Origin of the sequence: Streptomyces sp. NPDC020490 (genome assembly GCF_044335305.1) — a bacterium.
Classification (GTDB): domain Bacteria; phylum Actinomycetota; class Actinomycetes; order Streptomycetales; family Streptomycetaceae; genus Streptomyces.
The window spans coordinates 72,095-87,161 of sequence record NZ_JBIRUY010000015.1; the positions used below are offsets into that span (position 1 = coordinate 72,095).

Sequence of the window (15,067 nt, forward strand, 5' to 3'; positions counted from 1 at the left end):
GATCCTAATGTCTCGCCGATCTCGCGGATCTCGCCGATCTCGCCGTGCCTCGCCATGTCCCGCAGCCGGCCCGCCCGGGCTCAGCGGGCCACCGGCGCCACCAGCACGTTCCCCGCCGTCCGCGCCACCACGAAGGCCTCCCCCTTCACCGCCGCGGCGTCCAGGGGGATGCGGTGGCCGCCGGTCTCGAGGACGCCGTCGAAGACCTCGCGGGTGCGGGTGCGGTAGAGGCGGTCCAGGCGGTACGCGGTCAGGCGCACCCGGCACGGCGAGGTGACCTCGACGCGCACCTCGCCGCCGGAGGCCGCCAGGCCCGTCAGCCGGCGCCGCGTCACGGGGCCGCGGTCCAGGGCGTGTTCGATCTGGGCGACGAGGACCGGGACGACCGGCGCGAGACCGGCGACGTAGGCCACGTCGACGCCGGCCCGCTCGAAGCAGCGGCGCACGGCGGCGCGCTCCTCCTCGGTGACCGCGCGGCCGAAGGCGACGGCGCCGTAGCCACGGAGTTCCTCGGCGGGCACCCCGTCGGCGTCGTGGGCGATGTCGGCGCCGATGCCGATGGTGCGCAGCGCGGCGGCGAGCTTGGCGAGGACGGCGACACGGGCGCCGATCAGCAGCACACGGCGGCGCGTGCCGGGGGCGTCGCCGTCGAGGAGGGCGCCGAGCGCCTGCCGGTAGTCGGCGCCGCGGAACCGGAAGGGCCCTATGCCGTGGTAGCCGTTGAGCTCCAGGTCGGCCTGCGGGGCGGTCTGCCAGGCGAAGTCCCGCCAGATGTAGTCGTCCCCGTCCCGGTCGATCACGGCGGTGACGGCGCCGCACGCGAGGTCCGCGCACTCGGGGCAGCCGTAGATGATGTGCCGGCCGCCGGGCAGCGGTGCCGCGGCCTCCAGCAGCAGGCCGCGGACCTGTTCGGTGAAGATGGCGGGCGGGACGTCGGAGGCGAGCGGGGAGACGGCGTCGAGGTCGGACAGCCGGAACAGCAGGGGGCGCCCGTCGACGACGAAGTCCACGAAGTCCCGGTGGATCTGGTAGGCGCCGTCGGCGAGGACGCCACCGGCCCGCATCGCCGGCGCCAGGCCGAAGGTCGCGTACTCGGCAGACATGCTGTGAGTATTCCCGCCGCGGATCCACTCCGAGCACGGCATGACACATTCCGTTACGGTCCCCGCATGGAGAGCGGATCGAACAGTGATGTCGTCGTGGTCGGCGCCGGGATCATCGGGCTGACGACGGCCGTGGTCCTCGCCGAGCGGGGTGTGCGGGTGCGGGTGTGGACGCGGGATCCGGCCGGGCGGACCACCTCGGCGGTCGCGGGCGCCCTGTGGTGGCCGTACCGGATCGAGCCGCCGGCGCGGGCCCGCGGGTGGGCCCTGCGGTCGCTGGAGGTGTACGAGGAGTCGGCGGCCCGGCCGGAGACGACCGGCGTACGCATGGTCGAAGGGGTACTGGGCGAGACGGACCTGGACTCCACCACGGCGTGGGCGGCCGAGCGGCTGCCGGGGCTGTGCGCGGCGACGGCCGCGGAGTACGCGGGCGCCGGGCTGTGGGCGCGGCTGCCGCTGATCGACATGCCGGCCCATCTGTCCTGGCTGCGGGAGCGGCTGGCGCGGGCGGGCGGGACGGTCGAGGAGCGCGCGGTGTCCGCTCTCGCGGAGGCGGACGCCGGGGTGGTGGTCAACTGCACCGGTCTGGGCGCCCGCGATCTGGTGCCGGATCCGTCGGTGCGGCCGGTGCGCGGGCAGTTGGTCGTGGTGGAGAACCCCGGGATCCGCACCTGGACGGTCTCGACCGGCGCCGGCGGGGAGATGGCGTACGTCTTCCCGCAGCCCGGCCGGCTGCTGCTGGGCGGCACGGCCGAGGAGGACGTGTGGTCGACCGAGCCGGATCCGGCGGTCGCCGAGGCGATCGTGCGCCGGTGCGCGGCGCTGCGGCCCGAGGTCGCCGGGGCGAGGGTGCTGGGGCACCGGGTGGGGCTCAGGCCCGCCCGGGACGCGGTCCGGCTGGAGCGCGGGCTGCTGCCGGACGGGCGGGTGCTGGTGCACAACTACGGGCACGGCGGGGCGGGCGTCACGGTGGCCTGGGGCTGTGCCGAGGAGGCGGCCGGGCTGGCGTGCCCGGCCGCCTGAGCGGCGGGCCCTACGGGATCCGCTGCGGGGTGTGCCGCGCCCCCGGTCCGTGGGTCGCCGTCGGCGCGTGCGGTGCCGTGCCGGAGGTGGCGCGGGCGAACGCCGCCGCGCCGCCCACGAGGGGAACGCGGGCGGAGGTGCCCGACAGGGCGAGGGTGAGGGTCGGGGTGTCGGCGGGCGGGTCGATGAGGTCCCTGTCGGTGCCCGCGACGATCAGGGCGAGGCGGTGGCCGGCCGGGACGACGTGGTCGGTGGCCGCGAGGCCGACGGTGATGGTGTAGGCCCTGCCCGGCGTGAGCGGGACGCCCTTGCGGCCGGAGGCGTAGGTGCCGAGGTCGGCCCAGCCGCGGCTGAACACCGTGTACGCGACGTCGACCGTCTTCGCCCGCGTCTCCTTGTAGCAGGCGCTGTCGGCCGCGGTGCTGGCGCCCCAGCAGGTGCGGTCGGTGAGGGTGGTGATGCCCTCGCCGGCGTCGGCGTAGTCGCGGACGGTGTCGGGGCCGAGGTCGACCAGGACGGCGGAGAGGTGGGCCGTCGGGGTGGTCGGGGTCGCGGTGACGGTGACCCGGGAGGAGCCGGACAGGCGCAGGTCGCGGCTGAGCGGCCGGGTGACGAAGCCCGCCTTGTCGGGGGTGGTCCGGTCGATGTCGGCGGCCCAGTCGGTCTCGCCGCGTCCCGGGTCGTCGGTGAACGTCTCGGTGCCGGACGCGGTGGCCGGGCCGAGGGTGCCGACGCCGGGCTCGCTGCCGCGGGCCGGGTGCAGGGTGGTGGCGGCCGTGCCGCGCGGCGGCCAGGTCTTCGAGGTGACCCACTGGTCGGGGTGGCGTTCCACGTCGGCCATGGGCTCGCGGTCGATGCCGTTGTCGTAGCCGAGCAGTTCGTGGTCGAACCAGCGGTGCAGGGTGTCGACCCAGGCGGCGCGGCGGAAGTCGAACGGGTCGACGTGGCCGGTCTGGGAGAGCCAGATCTTGCGCTGGACGCCGTGCTCGGCGAGGGCGTCCCACCACTGGCCGAGGTGCTTGGTGCGGACGTTGAGGTCCTGCATGCCGTGGACCAGGAAGACGCTGGCCCTGACCTTCGAGGCGTCCTTGACGTAGTCGCGCTCGGTCCACAGGGGCGTCCAGTCGCCGGTGCGCGGGGCGCCGTCGACGAGTCTCCGCTGGACGGCGGCGCACCGGGCGCGGGCGTCGGGGCTGTCGACGTAGTCGGACAGCCAGTCGGGGCCGGAGTCGTACAGCGGGGCGCCCTGCTGGAAGTAGTAGTCGTACCAGGAGGAGATGGCGCTGATCGGGACGATCGTCTTCAGGCCCTTGACGCCGGTCGCGGCGACGCCGTTGGCGATGGTGCCGTCCCAGCTCTTGCCGATCATGCCGGTTCTGCCGTTGCTCCAGCCGGCGCGGGCCGGGGTGGTGCCGGTGCGGGTGGTGTAGGCCTTGGCGCGGCCGCCCAGCCAGTCGACGACGGCCTTCGCGGACCGGACGTCGGAGCGGCCGCCGACGTCCACGCAGCCGTCGGAGCGGTTGGTGCCGGCGAGGTCGACGCCGACGAAGGCGTAGCCGCGCGGGACGAAGTAGTTGTCGTAGAACAGCGGCATCCGCAGGATGTCGCCGTCGGCGTCGTACGTCTTCTTCTGGCTCTCGTTGCCGCGTCCGCAGCAGGAGTAGTAGGGGCTCGCGTCCATGATGACGGGCACCTTGCGGCCCTGCCGGGCGGGTTCGCGGGGCCGGACGATGTCGGCGGCGACGCGGTCGTTCCTGCCGTCGCCGTCGCCGTCGAGCCCGGTGTCCACCCAGACGGCCTCGCGGACGGCGTCCTCGTAGGAGTAGACGGGGCGGCTCTCCCGAGGGGTGGCGTGGGCCGCGGCCGGGGTGAGGAAGGCGGCCATCAGGGCGGCTACCGCCGCCGCCGCGAGCGGTCTCCAGGTCGTGAAGCGCATGCGCGGACGCTACATCGGTCAACTCAAGCGAAAAAGACGGCAATCGGACGAACGCAGGGGCAGGTGACGCCGGTGGGACGGTCGGTTCGTGACGGCCGGATGGCGATCGTGTGGCGGAGGGTGCCGTGGACAGGCCCGTGTCCACAGGGACTCAATAGGCTCGAACAGACCCCGTGTTCCTACGACTTGGAGCCTTCCGTGCACCGCAGAATCATCGCGCCGGGCGCACTCGCTGCGGCCTCGTTGTTGCTGGCGATCCCGGCATCGGCCGCGAGCTTCTCCCCAGGCGCTCCGGGCATCGGCGACCCCTACTACCCGGCCTACGGCAACGGCGGATACGACGTCTCCCACTACGACCTGAGGCTGCGGTACCAGCCCGCGACCGACGAGCTGGAGGGCACGGCGACGATCCTGGCGCGCACCACCCAGGACCTGTCCCGGTTCGACCTGGACTTCCTGCTCGACGTGAGCGAGGTACGGGTGAACGGCGCCAAGGCCGCCTTCGCCGCCTCCGGTCAGCACGAGCTGGAGATCACCCCGAAGACGCCGCTGCCGAAGGGCACCCCGGTCACCGTGGTCGTCCGCTACAGCGGAGTGCCGTCCACGAAGAGCGCGTACGGCTTCTCCACCTGGCACCGCACCCCGGACGGAGCCGTGGCGGCGGACGAGCCCGAGGCCGCCTGGTGGTGGTTCCCCAGCAACGACCACCCGCTCGACAAGGCGACCTACGACGTGTCGGTGGCCGTGCCGGACGGCACCCAGGTCATCTCCAACGGCACCCTGCAGTCGACGAGTTCACGCCTGGGCTGGACCCGCTGGAACTGGCGCGAGAACAAGCCGCAGGCGACCTACCTGGCCACGCTGGCCGTGGGCGGGTTCGACATCACGACCAGCACCTCCGACGGCGGGGTGCCGGTCGTCAACGCCTACAGCAAGGACCTCGGCGACAACGACGGCGCCGCGCGGGCGAGCGTGGAGCGCACCGGGGAGCTGGTGGACTGGCTCAGCGGCTATTTCGGGCCATATCCGTTCGCCTCGGCCGGCGGGTACGTGCCCAACACCACCACCGGGTTCGCGCTGGAGACGCAGACCCGCGTCTACTACAGCCCGCGGCAGTTCGCGAACGGCTCGAACACCTCCGTGGTCGTGCACGAGCTGGCGCACCAGTGGTACGGCGACTCCGTGTCCATCGAGGGCTGGAAGGACATCTGGCTCAACGAGGGCTTCGCGCGGTACGCGCAGTGGCTGTGGTCCGAGCACGAGGGCGATGGCACCACGCGGGAGCTCGCCGACTACGTGTACGCCGCGCACCCGGCCGACGACCCGTTCTGGACGGTGGCGCCCGGCGACCCCGGCCCCGACAACCAGTTCTCCGCCGCCGTCTACGACCGGGGCGCGCTGGCCGTTCAGGCGCTGCGCGAGGAGGTCGGCGACGACGCGTTCTTCGCGATCCTGAAGGGCTGGCCGCAGGAGCACGCCTACGGCAACGCCTCGGTCGCCGACTTCCGGGCCTACGCCGAGCGGGTCTCCGGCACGTCGCTGTCCGCGCTCTTCGACACCTGGCTGTTCGAGCCGTCGAAGCCGGCGGCGCCCGCCGCGCGGGACGCGTCCGTCGCCCGGTCGTCGGCGGCCGTGGCGCAGCCGAAGTCGTGGAAGAAGATCGCGGCCACGAACGACGTGCACTGAGCCGCGGTTCCCCGCCGGGCCGCCCGGGCCCGGCGGGGGCCTGCCGGGCCCGGCGGGGGCCTGCCGGGTCCGGCGGGGGCCTGCCGGGCCCGGGCCCGGCGCGGCCTACAGGGGCGCCGGGTCCGCCGGGTGCGGGTCGGCGGACCTGGTCAGGAGTTCGTCACGGCTGATCGCCCCCGTCCGGGTGGCCGGCACCGTGCAGGCGTGCGCGCCGGCCACCGCGCCGTACCGGGCGCAGCGCCGCGGGGGCTCGCCGCGCAGGTGGCCGTAGAGGAACGCGGCGGCGAAGGCGTCGCCCGCGCCGTTGGAGTCCACCACCGCGGCGGGCGGCGCGACGGCCGGTACGCGGGTCAGCTCCCCGTCCGCGAGCAGGTGGGCGCCCTCGGCGCCGGCCGTGGCGACGACGACCCGGGCCCGGCCCCGCTCCGCGATGCGGCGCATCGTCCGCTCCGGGTCGCCGAGCGCGGCGGCGGACAGGAAGACCAGGTCCGCCTGGTGGGCGAACGGCTCGTGGTACGGGTTCTCGCCGTCCCAGTCGTGCAGGTCGGTGGAGACGGTCACCCCGCACTCGCGCAGCAGCGGCAGCGCGTGCGCGCAGGGGTGGGTGATCGTGACGTGGGCGTGGCGGCTCGCGCCGGCCAGGGCGCGCAGCTCCGGCTCCGGGAACCGGTCGTCGTCGTGCCCGCGGGTCCCGTCGTACAGCGACAGGCGCCGGCCGTCGGGGCCGACGAGGTTGACCGCGCGTTTGGTCCCGGCGGGCTGCGGGATCGCGGTCAGCGGGACGCCCCGCTCCTCGTGCAGCGCGCGGACCAGGTCGCCCTCGGGGTCGTCGCCCAGCCAGTCGAGGTGGTGGGTGCGCAGGCCGAGCGCGGCCAGGCCCAGGGCGACGAAGTCGCCGGTCTGCCCCGCGCGGGTGTGGATGCCGGAGCCGATCAGGTAGCTGTCGGCGTACGGGAGCGGCAGCGCCGGCACGCGGATCACGGTGTCCACGCCCGCGCCGCCCAGGACGAGCACGTCGATGTCCCGGCTCACGCGGCCCCGCCCCCGACGTTGGTGATCTCTGCCATGGGCCCACCTTAGGCTCCGCCGGTGACCGGCGACAGGAGACCGGCGGTGCCCGGCCGGCTCGGTACCGGCGCGGTCCGGGAGGTTTCGCAGTACTGGTGTGACAGCGATACTGCTGCACATGACGACCGACGCCGAGGAGCCGACGCTCACGATCGACGAGCTGGCCGCGCGGGCCGGGATCACGGTCCGCACGGTCCGGTTCTACAGCACCAAGGGGCTGCTGCCGCCGCCGGTGATCGGTCCTCGGCGGGTGGGCCGCTACGGGCCGCGGCACGTGGCCCGGCTGGCGCTCATCGAGGAGCTGCAGCGCCAGGGCATGACGCTGGCCGCGATCGAGCGCTACATGGGGCAGCTGCCGCCGGACCTGAGCCACCGGGACCTGGCCATCCACCGGGCGGTGGTGGCCTCCTGGGCGCCGGACGCGGTGGAGACGCTGACCCCCGAGCAGCTGCGGCGCCGGGCGGGGCGGCCGCTGGACGAGGACGACATGGAGCGGCTGGCGGCCATGAACGTGGTCCGGCCCGACGGGGACGGCTACCGCGTCGACTGCGGTCAGCTCCGGCTCGCCGTGGAGCTGCTGGACGTGCCGCTGTCCCACGACGCCATCCTCGCGGCCCGGTCGGTGCTGGTGGAGCACTCGCGGGCGGCCGCGCGCGAGCTGTCGCGGCTGTTCCGGGGAGAGGTCTCGGAGCGGGACCAGCAGGACGTGAAGACGCTCTCCGCGCACATGCAGCCGCTGGTGGTGCAGGCCCTCCTGACGACGTTCCAGCGGTCGTTGAAGGAGGAGCTGCACCAGTGGCTGTCCGAGCCGCGGGAGGGCCGGCCCGTCTGAGCCGGCGCTCAGCAGCGCGGAACGGGTCTGCCGTAGGTCATGGTGCTGGGGGTGGCCAGGTAGTGGTCGGAGACGTAGTGGCCATTGTCCAGGCGGTCCCAGATGTTCGTGGTGCCGACGGTCGACCCGGTGCGCCGGCAGGTGACCCAGGCCAGGGCGCCGCCCGGTGAGGTGCCGACGGCCGCGTAGCCGGTGCCGGGGCCGCTGCGTTCGGTCAGTCCGGCCGGGGCCGTGACCTGGTACGGGTAGGCGCAGCGCGGCAGCGGCGAGCTGTAGCCGGTGCCGGAGGGGGTGCTGACGTAGCGGTCGGAGACGTAGGCGCCGTTGGTCAGCCGGTCCCAGACGGACGTGGTGCCCACCTTGGTGCCGGGTGCCTGGCAGACCACCTTCAGGGTGGAGCCCGGCGCGTACGTCGCGGCGACCGGGTAGCTGGTCGCGGGGCCGGTGCGGGCGTTGAGCGGGGTGGTGCCGGTGACCTGGTAGGGCAGGGCGACCGTGGCGACGGGCGCGTCGAGGCGGTCGGTGTCGATGTTCAGGGTGACACCGCCGTACGTCTCGTCGTGGTCGCCGCGGAACTGCTTGGCGCGCTGGTGCACGGCCCATTTGGCGTCGGCGACGCCGGACCAGCCCTTGAGGGAGTCGACGCCGTCGTAGCGGGCGATCCACAGGGCATCCGGCCGCGCGTACGCGGTGGAGGTGTACGCGTCGGCGAGCTGCCGGGCGCCCAGGTTGAGGTTCATGTAGACGCCGGAGACGTATCCGACGCGGTGCAGTTCCCTGGTCCAGGAGGAGAGGTAGGACAGGACGGCGGTGCGGCAGGCGGTGTCGGTCTGGCTGTAGTGCTCGATGTCGTTGTACAGCGCGCTGCCGGGCAGCATGCCGAGCGCCTTGGCGGCGGTGACGGCCTCCTTGGCGGCGGCGGTGCCCTGGCCGCGGGCCGTCGCCGGGGTGGTGCTGATCTTGTCGTCGGTGGGGCGGGCGCCGCAGGGCGGCTGCAGGCCCTTGTGGACGGGCAGCAGCCGCCACTTCAGCCGGGCCGCGGAGGCCACCCAGGACGAGGTCAGCTCCGGCTGCGCGCAGGTGCGGTTGACGCCCGAGACGTAGACGCCGAGGGCGCGGTACGGGGAGGTGCTCCAGGCCTGGAGCGTCGTCAGCGGCGGGGCGGTGCAGGCGTCGAAGGCGAGGCCGGAGTAGCGGGTCGCGGTGGAGCCCGGCGGATAGGCGACGGAGGTGGCCGGTTCGGCGGCCGCGGGCGGCCCGAAGACCAGGACGGCGGTGCCGCCGAGGACCCAGGCGGACGAGACGGTGAGGAGTCTCCTCAGGACTGGCTTCGGCTGCGACATGACGCCCCCCTGGCGGATTCGACGGGCTCCCGCATCCTCAGGGTGGGCGCGCCGCCCGCGCTTCGCCAGGGGCCGACCGGCCCTGCCCGGCGCACGCCCCCGCCCGCGCCGCACCGGAGATCCGGGCGGGCGGGGGCGGGGGCGTGGGACGGCCGCGGTGTCCGCGGGCCGCCGGTCAGCGCGCGTCGGTGAAGGTCTCCCCCTTCTCCGCCTTCTCGACCAGCAGCGCCGGCGGGGTGAACCGGTCGCCGTACCGCTCGGCGAGTTCACGCGCGCGGGCGACGAAGCCGGGCAGGCCGACACCTGCCCCGGCGCCGCCGTCGTAGCCGTTGATGTACTGCAGCACGCCGCCGGTCCAGCCGGGGAAGCCGATGCCGAAGATCGAGCCGATGTTGGCGTCGGCGACGGAGGTCAGGACGCCCTCCTCCAGGAGCCGGACGGTGTCCAGCGCCTCGGAGAACAGCATGCGTTCCTGCATGTCCTGGAAGGGGATCTCGTGACCGGACTTGGTGAAGTGTTCGCGCAGGCCCGGCCACAGGCGCAGGCGCTTGCCGTCCTCCGCGTACTCGTAGAAGCCGGCGCCGCCGCTGCGGCCGGTGCGGCCGAACTCGTCGACCATGCGGTCGATGACGGCCTCGGCGGGGTGCGTGGGCCAGGTGCCGCCCGCCTCCTCGACGGCCCGCTTGGACTCGTTGCGGATCTTGCGCGGGAGGGTGAGCGTCAGGTCGTCCATCAGCGACAGCACCTTCGCGGGGTAGCCGGCCTGCGCCGCCGCCTGCTCGACCGACGCGGGCTCGATGCCCTCGCCGACCATGGCGACGCCCTCGTTGATGAAGTGGCCGATGACCCGTGAGGTGAAGAAGCCGCGGGAGTCGTTGACCACGATCGGCGTCTTCTTGATCTGCCGGACCAGGTCGAAGGCGCGCGCCAGCGCCTCCTCGCCGGTGCGCTGGCCCTTGATGATCTCGACCAGGGGCATCTTGTCGACGGGCGAGAAGAAGTGCAGTCCGATGAAGTCGGCCTGCCGTTCGACGCCTTCGGCGAGCGCGGTGATCGGCAGGGTGGAGGTGTTGGAGCACAGCAGCGCGTCCGGCTCGACGATGTGCTGGATCTCCTGGAACACCTTGTGCTTGAGCGCCGGGTCCTCGAAGACGGCCTCGATGACCGCGTCGCAGCCGGCCAGGTCCTGCGGGTCGGCCGTGGGCGTGATGCGGGCCAGCAGCGCGTCCGCCTTCTGCTGGGTGGTACGGCCGCGGGAGACGGCCTTGGCGCAGAGCTTCTCGGAGTAGCCCTTGCCCTTGGCGGCCGCCTCCGCGGACACGTCCTTCAGGACGACCTCGATGCCCGCGCGGGCGCACGAGTAGGCGATGCCCGCGCCCATCATGCCCGCGCCGAGCACGGCGACCTTGCGGACATGCCGGGGCTCGACGCCCTTCGGGCGGTTGGCGCCGGAGTTGACGGCCTGGAGGTCGAAGAAGAACGCCTGGATCATGTTCTTCGAGGTCTGCCCGGCGGCCAGCTCCACGAAGTAGCGGGCCTCGACGGCCTGGGCGGTCTCGAAGTCGACCTGGGAGCCCTCGACCGCCGCGGCGAGGATGTTGCGCGGCGCCGGGTAGGGGGCGCCGGCCGTCTGCTTGCGCAGGCTGGCCGGGAAGGCGGGCAGGTTGGCGGCGAACTTGGGGTTGGCGGGCGTGCCGCCGGGGATGCGGTAGCCGGGCCGGTCCCAGGGCTGCTGCGACTCGGGGTGGGCGTCGATGAACGCGCGGGCCTTGGCGAGGAGTTCGTCCGGGGTGGCGGCGACCTCGTCGACCAGGCCGTTGTCCAGCGCGCGCCGCGGGTCGTACTGGGTGCCCTGGAGCAGCACCTTCAGCAGCGCGTCGGCGATGCCGAGCAGGCGTACGGTGCGGACCACGCCACCGCCGCCGGGGAGCAGGCCGAGGGTGACCTCGGGCAGGCCGATCTTCGAGCCGGGGGCGTCGAGGGCGACGCGGTGGTGGCAGGCCAGGGCGATCTCGTAGCCGCCGCCCAGGGCCGCGCCGTTGATCGCCGCGACGACCGGCTTGCCGAGGGTCTCGATGCGGCGCAGGTTGCGCTTGATGGCCATGCCGCCGTCGAACAGCTGCTGCGCGGTGTCCGGGGTGACCCGGATGAGGTCGCGCAGGTCGCCGCCCGCGAAGAAGGTCTTCTTGGCGGAGGTGACGATCACGCCGCGGATGGCGTCCTGCTCCGCCTCCAGGCGGTCGGTGACCGCGGCGAGGGAGTCGCGGAACGCCTGGTTCATGGTGTTCGCGGACTGGTTCGGGTCGTCCAGGACGAGGGTGACGACGCCGGTGTCGTCCTGTTCCCAGCGGATGGTGGTGCTCTCGGTCATGAGGGGGTCTCCGTAGAAGTCGCGTGCGGGTCGCTGGGATTCAGATGCGCTCGACGATCGTCGCGATGCCCATGCCGCCGCCCACGCACAGCGTGGCGAGGCCGTAGCGCTTGTCCTGGCGCTCCAGTTCGTCGACGAGCGTGCCGAGGATCATCGCGCCGGTCGCGCCGAGGGGGTGGCCGAGCGCGATCGCGCCGCCGTTGACGTTGACCTTGTCCAGGGACAGGCCCATGTCCTTGACGAAGCGCAGGACGACCGCGGCGAAGGCCTCGTTGATCTCGACGAGGTCGATGTCGTCGATGGTCAGCCCGGCCTTGGCGAGGGCCTTGCGGGTGGCGGGCGCCGGGCCGGTGAGCATGATGGTGGGCTCGGAGCCGGAGACGGCGGCGGACACGATCCGCGCGCGCGGGGTGAGGCCGTAGCGCTCCCCCACCTCCTTGGAGCCGATCGCGACCAGCGAGGCGCCGTCGACGATGCCGGAGGAGTTGCCCGCGTGGTGGACGTGATCGATCTTCTCGACCCAGTGGTACTTCTGCAGCGCGACGGCGTCGAAGCCGCCGAGCTCGCCGATGTCCGCGAAGGACGGCTTGAGCCCGGCCAGGGAGTCGGCGGTGGTGCCGGGGCGCGGGTGCTCGTCGTGGTCGAGGACGACCAGGCCGCTGCGGTCCTTCACCGGGACGACGGACCGGTCGAAGCGGCCCTCCTTCCACGCCGTGGCCGCCCGCTCCTGCGACAGCGCCGCGTACTCGTCGACGTCCCGGCGGGTGAAGCCCTCGATGGTGGCGATCAGGTCGGCGCCGATGCCCTGCGGCACGAAGTCGGTGGCGATGTTGGTCATCGGGTCGTTGAACCAGGCGCCGCCGTCGGAGCCCATCGGCACCCGGGACATGGACTCGACGCCGCCCGCGAGGACGAGGTCCTCGAAGCCGGAACGGACCTTGGCCGCGGCCATGTTGACCGCCTCCAGACCGGACGCGCAGAAGCGGTTCTCCTGTACGCCGGCGACGGTGTCCGGCAGTCCCGCGGCGATGGCGGCGATCCGCGGGAGCACGGAGCCCTGGTCGCCGAGCGGGCTGACCACGCCGAGGACGATGTCGTCGATCGCCGCCGGGTCGAGGCCGGGGAACCGGTCGCGGATCTCGTGGATGAGCCCGACGACCAGGTCGACGGGCTTGGTGCCGTGCAGGGCGCCGTTCGCCTTGCCGCGGCCGCGCGGGGTGCGGATCGCGTCGTACACGTACGCTTCGGTGCTCACGGGAAAGCCTTTCGGTGAGGGTCAGGCGAGCAGGGAACGGCCGATGATCTCTTTCATGATCTCGGTGGTCCCGCCGTAGATGGTCTGGATGCGGCCGTCGGTGAAGGCCCTGGCGACCGGGTATTCGGTCATGTAGCCGTAGCCGCCGTGCAGTTGCAGGCAGCGGTCGGCGACGCGCTTCTGCAGCTCGGTGGCCCACCACTTGGCCATGGAGGCGTGCACGGCGTCGAGTCCGCCGTCGGTGTGCTCCTCGATGCAGCGGTCGAGGAACGCGCGGGTGACGGCGCACTCGGTGGCCATCTCGGCGGTCTCGAAGCGTATGTGCTGCTTGGCGGCCAGCGGCCGGCCGAAGGCCTCGCGCTCCTTGACGTACCGGACGGTGATCTCCAGCAGGTGCTCGGCGGCGGCGATCGCGGCGACGGCGATGGACAGCCGCTCCTGGGCGAGGTTCGTCATCAGGTGCCCGAAGGCGCCGTTGAGTTCGCCGAGCAGGTTCTCCTTGGGCACCCGCACGTCGCGGAAGAACAGCTCGGCCGTGTCCTGCGCCTTCTGGCCGATCTTGTCGAGGTTGCGGCCGCGTTCGAAGCCGTCCGTGCCGCGCTCGACGACCAGCAGCGACAGTCCGTGCGCGCCGCCCTCGGGGGTCGTGCGGGCGACGACGATCACCAGGTCGGCGAGGATGCCGTTGGAGATGAAGGTCTTGGAGCCGTTGAGCAGCCAGTGGTCGCCGCGGTCCTCGGCGTGGGTCCTGATGCCCTGCAGGTCGGACCCGGCGCCGGGCTCGGTCATGGCGATGGCGGTGATCAGCGAGCCGTCGCAGAAGCCGGGCAGCCAGCGGCGCTTCTGCTCCTCGGTGGCCAGGCCGGTCAGGTAGGGGCCGATGATGTCGTTGTGCAGGCCCAGGGCGAGTCCGGGGGTGCCGGCGCGGGTGAACTCCTCGGCCAGGACGGCGCTGTAGCGGAAGTCGGGGGTGCCACCGCCGCCGTACTCCTCGGGGACGGCGAGCCCGAGCAGTCCCTGTTTGCCGGCCGCCAGCCAGGCGTCGCGGGAGACGATGCCGTCCTTCTCCCACTGTTCGTAGTGCGGCAGCACCTCCCTGGCGAGGAAGGCGCGCACGGTCTCGCGGAACGCGTCGTGCTCGGGGGCGAAGATCTGCCGCTTCATGCGAGGTCCTTCGTCGGGTGGTCGGACGCCAGGTCGGGTACGTCCCAGTCGCGTGCCACGTCGGCGGTGTCGGCGCCGGGCCGCGCGGGTCCGCGGCGGACGGAGGCGGGGGTCGCGGAGAACCGGGGCGCGGGTGCGGGCTGGGTGATGCCGCCGTGGTCGGTGAAGGTGCCGCGGGCGGCCAGGTGGGGGTGGTGCGGGGCCTCGGTCAGGGACAGCACCGGGGCGACGCACGCGTCGGTGCCGTCGAAAAGGTCCGTCCACTCGTCCCGGGTGCGGGACCTGAAGCGGGCGGCGACCGCCTCGCGCAGTTCGTCCCAGCGCGTGACGTCGGTACGGGCGTCCGCCTGGTCCGGCAGGCCGAGGAGGGTCGTGAAACGCTCGTAGAACTGCGGTTCCAGGGCGCCGACCGCCATGTACTTCCCGTCGGCCGTCTCGTAGGTGCCGTAGTAGGGGCAGCCGCCGTCGAGGAGGTTGGCGCCGCGCCGGTCCTGCCAGGCGCCCGCGGCGAGCATGCCGTGGATCATCGCGGAGAGATGGGAGGTGCCGTCGACGATGGCGGCGTCGACGACCTGGCCGGTGCCCGTCGCGCGGGCGTGGTGCAGCGCGGCGAGGACGCCGACGACGAGGTAGAGCGAGCCGCCCGCGTAGTCGCCGAGCAGGTTGGCGGGGGCGGCCGGGGGCGCGTCGGGGGCGCCGGTCAGGCCGAGGGCGCCGGTGACGGCGATGTAGGCGATGTCGTGCCCCGCGAGGTCGGCGAGCGGCCCGTCCTGGCCCCAGCCGGTCATACGGCCGTAGACCAGTTCCGGGTTGCGGGCGTGGCAGGCGTCGGGGCCGACGCCGAGGCGTTCGGCGACGCCGGGCCGGAAGCCCTCGATCAGGATGTCGGCGCGGGCGGCGAGGTCGAGGACGCGGGCGGCGCCGTCCGCGGACTTCAGGTCGACGATCACCGAGCGCTTGTTGCGGTTGGTCACGTCGCGGGCCGGGTCGATGCCGAGCGCGGCGCCGCCGGGGCGGTCCACCCGGACGACGTCGGCGCCGAGGTCGGCCAGCAGCATGGCGGCGAACGGGCCGGGCCCGATGCCGGCCAGCTCCACGACGCGCACGCCGGTGAGCGGGCCCCGCCCGGGCGTTCCTGCCGCTGTCATCCGGCCCCCTGCGCTGTGACTCCGGCGGCCGCCGTACCGCGGCCCCGGACTGTGTGACACAAACGATGTAACACCGGTGATGCTATGAACGCGCCGCACTCCGCACAAGACCTGGACGAGCAAGCGCTTAGACAATTA

11 protein-coding genes are annotated in these 15,067 nt (G+C 73.4%); 3 read left to right on the plus strand and 8 right to left on the minus strand.

The features are described from left to right. Nucleotides 1-80 precede the first annotated feature (80 nt). The gene (locus ACH4ZX_RS17715; protein ID WP_398273066.1) at nucleotides 81-1,103 is read right to left on the minus strand and encodes an oxidoreductase; all 1,023 of its coding nucleotides are present in this window, start codon (nucleotides 1,101-1,103) and stop codon (nucleotides 81-83) included. Between the two features lie 66 nt (nucleotides 1,104-1,169). On the opposite strand from ACH4ZX_RS17715, the gene ACH4ZX_RS17720 reads away from it, so the two are divergent. Then, on the plus strand, nucleotides 1,170-2,126 hold the full coding sequence (locus ACH4ZX_RS17720; protein WP_398273068.1) for an FAD-dependent oxidoreductase: 957 nt from the start codon (nucleotides 1,170-1,172) through the stop codon (nucleotides 2,124-2,126). Nucleotides 2,127-2,136: 10 nt separating this feature from the next. Here the strand turns inward: ACH4ZX_RS17720 and ACH4ZX_RS17725 are convergent, their stop codons facing one another. After that, the gene (locus ACH4ZX_RS17725; RefSeq protein ID WP_398273070.1) at nucleotides 2,137-4,062 is read right to left on the minus strand and encodes a Xaa-Pro dipeptidyl-peptidase; all 1,926 of its coding nucleotides are present in this window, start codon (nucleotides 4,060-4,062) and stop codon (nucleotides 2,137-2,139) included. 198 nt (nucleotides 4,063-4,260) lie between these two features. Between ACH4ZX_RS17725 and ACH4ZX_RS17730 the strand changes: the two genes are divergently transcribed. After that, the gene (locus ACH4ZX_RS17730; RefSeq protein ID WP_398273072.1) at nucleotides 4,261-5,748 is read left to right on the plus strand and encodes a M1 family metallopeptidase; all 1,488 of its coding nucleotides are present in this window, start codon (nucleotides 4,261-4,263) and stop codon (nucleotides 5,746-5,748) included. A 105-nt stretch (nucleotides 5,749-5,853) separates the two neighbouring features. Here the strand turns inward: ACH4ZX_RS17730 and ACH4ZX_RS17735 are convergent, their stop codons facing one another. Then, on the minus strand, nucleotides 5,854-6,780 hold the full coding sequence (locus ACH4ZX_RS17735) for a PfkB family carbohydrate kinase (RefSeq protein WP_398273074.1): 927 nt from the start codon (nucleotides 6,778-6,780) through the stop codon (nucleotides 5,854-5,856). Between the two features lie 154 nt (nucleotides 6,781-6,934). Here ACH4ZX_RS17735 and ACH4ZX_RS17740 point away from each other — a divergent pair, with 154 nt between their 5' ends. After that, nucleotides 6,935-7,648 (plus strand): MerR family transcriptional regulator, encoded by a 714-nt coding sequence (locus ACH4ZX_RS17740; protein ID WP_398273076.1) that lies wholly within the window; start codon nucleotides 6,935-6,937, stop codon nucleotides 7,646-7,648. An 8-nt stretch (nucleotides 7,649-7,656) separates the two neighbouring features. Here the strand turns inward: ACH4ZX_RS17740 and ACH4ZX_RS17745 are convergent, their stop codons facing one another. The 5 genes from ACH4ZX_RS17745 to ACH4ZX_RS17765 form a co-directional block, all read right to left on the minus strand. Continuing rightward, on the minus strand, nucleotides 7,657-8,991 hold the full coding sequence (locus tag ACH4ZX_RS17745; protein WP_398273078.1) for a glycoside hydrolase domain-containing protein: 1,335 nt from the start codon (nucleotides 8,989-8,991) through the stop codon (nucleotides 7,657-7,659). Between the two features lie 175 nt (nucleotides 8,992-9,166). Continuing rightward, complete coding sequence (locus tag ACH4ZX_RS17750; protein WP_398273080.1) at nucleotides 9,167-11,362, minus strand: 3-hydroxyacyl-CoA dehydrogenase NAD-binding domain-containing protein; 2,196 nt, start codon at nucleotides 11,360-11,362, stop codon at nucleotides 9,167-9,169. Nucleotides 11,363-11,402: 40 nt separating this feature from the next. Further along, nucleotides 11,403-12,617 (minus strand): acetyl-CoA C-acetyltransferase, encoded by a 1,215-nt coding sequence (locus ACH4ZX_RS17755; protein WP_398273082.1) that lies wholly within the window; start codon nucleotides 12,615-12,617, stop codon nucleotides 11,403-11,405. A gap of 21 nt (nucleotides 12,618-12,638) precedes the next feature. Then, complete coding sequence (locus ACH4ZX_RS17760) at nucleotides 12,639-13,781, minus strand: acyl-CoA dehydrogenase family protein (protein WP_398273083.1); 1,143 nt, start codon at nucleotides 13,779-13,781, stop codon at nucleotides 12,639-12,641. Then, nucleotides 13,778-14,929 carry a CaiB/BaiF CoA transferase family protein gene (locus tag ACH4ZX_RS17765; protein WP_398273085.1) on the minus strand — a complete coding sequence of 384 codons (1,152 nt, stop codon included), beginning with the start codon at nucleotides 14,927-14,929 and terminating at the stop codon, nucleotides 13,778-13,780. Before ACH4ZX_RS17765 ends, ACH4ZX_RS17760 begins: the two co-directional genes overlap by 4 nt. Nucleotides 14,930-15,067: the final 138 nt, after the last annotated feature.